Source organism: Luteibacter sp. P4_E6 (assembly GCF_056401535.1).
In genome coordinates, this window is sequence record NZ_JBFUJE010000543.1 from 1 (window position 1) to 2,508 (window position 2,508).

The window sequence follows — 2,508 nt, forward strand, 5'->3', positions numbered from 1 at the left end:
ATGAAGAACAGGACGCCGATGATGATCATCGGTACCAGACTGGATTGCCGTGTCTCTTCGACGCCGACCGCGGTGGATGACATGGGTGCTTCCCCTCGTGTTGTTTTCGGTATCCGTGCGGCGGCACCGCCGGATACGCCCCGATTTGTCGCCTTTATTGACTCGTGTGCGTAACGTTGTCAATTGGCTTTTTACGCCACCCCACCCAGCGCACCCCCGTTTGTGACTTTCGATGTCGCGGCGCGTCAAACCGCTGATCGCCCATGCATTCCCCATGCCGCAGGCCGCACCAGGCGGCGAATCGACGAAGAAGACGAGCCACTGCAAACGTTTCCTGCTGCGGCGCAGGATGGAATGGTGGATGTCCTAGCCATTTGTCCTGTTGACAACGTTGTCATTTGACTCACAGACTCCGCTCAAATCAGGGGCGTCACAGAAAGTTCATGTGACGACGAACGAAAAGTCATAAGGGGCGGGGCGTGGGCGAATCGGCCAAACAACGGGAAATCGTGCGTGCTTCGCGTTCCGGGGCGTTCATCGCCGCCGACGTGGGCGGGACGCATGCCCGTATCGGTCTGGTGCGTCGCGCCGCCGGTTCCACCGCCATCGACGTGCTTCGTTACGAGCGTTACGCCTGCGCCGACTGGCCGAGCCTGACCGCCGTCCTGCAGGACTTCGTCGGCCGGTTGGATGGCCAGCACCACATCGAACATTGCGCCGTCGCCAGTGCGGGCTATGTGCTCGGCGACGCCATCGTCAACGAGAACCTGCCCTGGCCGGTCTCGATCGGCGATATCCGCGACAGCCTCGGACTGCTCGGTCTGGCCGTGGTCAACGACTTCGAAGCCGTCGCCTACGCCTGCCAGTTCCTCGAGAACCACCAGACCACGCCGATCATCGAAACCGCCGCCGCACCGGCCGTGGGTCCGATCCTCGTCATGGGGCCGGGCACGGGTCTGGGTTCCGCTGTCCTCCTGCCGGGTTCGCCGCACGCCACCGTGCTGCCGACCGAAGCCGGCCAGATTTCCCTCGCGCCGGGTAACGAGCGCGAGGTCGCGATCCTCGGCGAACTCGCCCGCGGCCGCGACTACGTTTCCTACGAGACGGCCCTGTCGGGTCCGGGTCTTGTCCATCTTTATGAAGCCATTTCGACGCTGCGCGGCACCCCCGCGACGCTGACCGAACCTGCCGCCGTCACACGCGCCGCGCTCGACGGGAACGATCCCGCCGCCGTGGAAGCACTGGACGTTTTCTGCGGCCTGCTCGGCAGTTTCGTCGGCGATCTCGCCCTTCTCTACGGCGCCCGCGGTGGCGTGTTCCTTGCGGGCGGCATCCTGCCCCAGGTTCGCGACCGCCTCCTCGCCAGCAGCTTCGCCACCAGGTTCTTCAACAAGGGCGTTATGCGCGCCTTTCTCCAGCAAGTACCGGTACGTCTGATGGACCACGGACAGTTGGGTGTGATCGGTGCCGCCGGTCTCTACCTGCACGGTTCGAACGCTCACTGAAGAGCGGGAAAGGAACGCAGGCTCAGTACAACAACCGGGTCGAAAGACCCTTCGATAGCAACGAAGCATGACGCGGCCGCGAAACCCGTCACTGCTACATCCTCTGAGGGGAGGACACCATGTCGCATCGTAGAAACCTGCTGACGGCGAGCATCATCGCCGGACTCTGTTGTTTCACCGGATACGCCGCCGCGCAAGACGCGACGCCGCCGCCGGCAAAGCCGCAGACTGCCCAGGAAAAAGCTGACGCCGCCAAGGCAGCCCAGCTCGAGGGCATCACCGTTACCGGCATCCGCGCCAGTCTCGAGAAGTCTCTCGACACCAAGCGCAATGCCGACGCCATCGTCGAAGCGGTCACCGCCGAAGACATCGGCAAGTTCCCGAACACCAACGTCGCCGAAGCGATGACGCAGATCCCGGGCGTCACGATCGACCGTCAGTTCGGCCAGGGCGACCGCGTATCCATCGACGGTACCGACCCCAGCCTCAACCTTACCTTCCTCAACGGCCAGCCGATCTCGCAGACGCCGTGGCAGTACGGTGCACAGCCGAACCGTGGTTTCGACTTCACCATGCTCGCGCCGGAAATCATCGGCCGCCTGGAAATCTACAAGTCGCCCGAAGCGCGCCTGACCGAAGGCAGCCTCGGCGGTACGGTGCTGCTGCATACGCTGGAACCGCTCGACCTGCCGGCCAACACGGTGCGCGGTTCGTTCGGCCTGAACTACAACGACCAGGGCAGTGGCGGCTCGCGTCCCACCGCGTCGGCGTTGTACAGCTGGAAGAACACGTCCAACACCTTTGGCGTGATCGCTTCGGCACAGCATTACGAAGAAAAGATCGACCGCCAGGGCCTGGAAATCTTCAGCTACAGCCCGGTTTCCAAGTGGGCAGCGAGCCCGGCCGTCGCCGCGGGCATCGCCAATGGTTCGCTCAACCCGAACGCGAAGGTGCCCGACGAGGTCAACTCCGCCTGGTTCCAGCAGAACCGCAAGCGTGACAC

Annotated in this window: 2 protein-coding genes; both read left to right on the forward strand. The window is 63.7% G+C overall.

The window, feature by feature from the left end; genetic code table 11:
• The first annotated feature begins 479 nt into the window (after window positions 1-479).
• Window positions 480-1,505, forward strand: a complete 1,026-nt coding sequence (locus tag AC1DT2_RS20545) for a glucokinase (protein WP_477298388.1) — start codon at window positions 480-482, stop codon at window positions 1,503-1,505.
• A 119-nt stretch (window positions 1,506-1,624) separates the two neighbouring features.
• A partial coding sequence (locus tag AC1DT2_RS20550) for a TonB-dependent receptor plug domain-containing protein (protein ID WP_477298389.1) occupies window positions 1,625-2,508 on the forward strand: 884 nt, incomplete at its 3' end.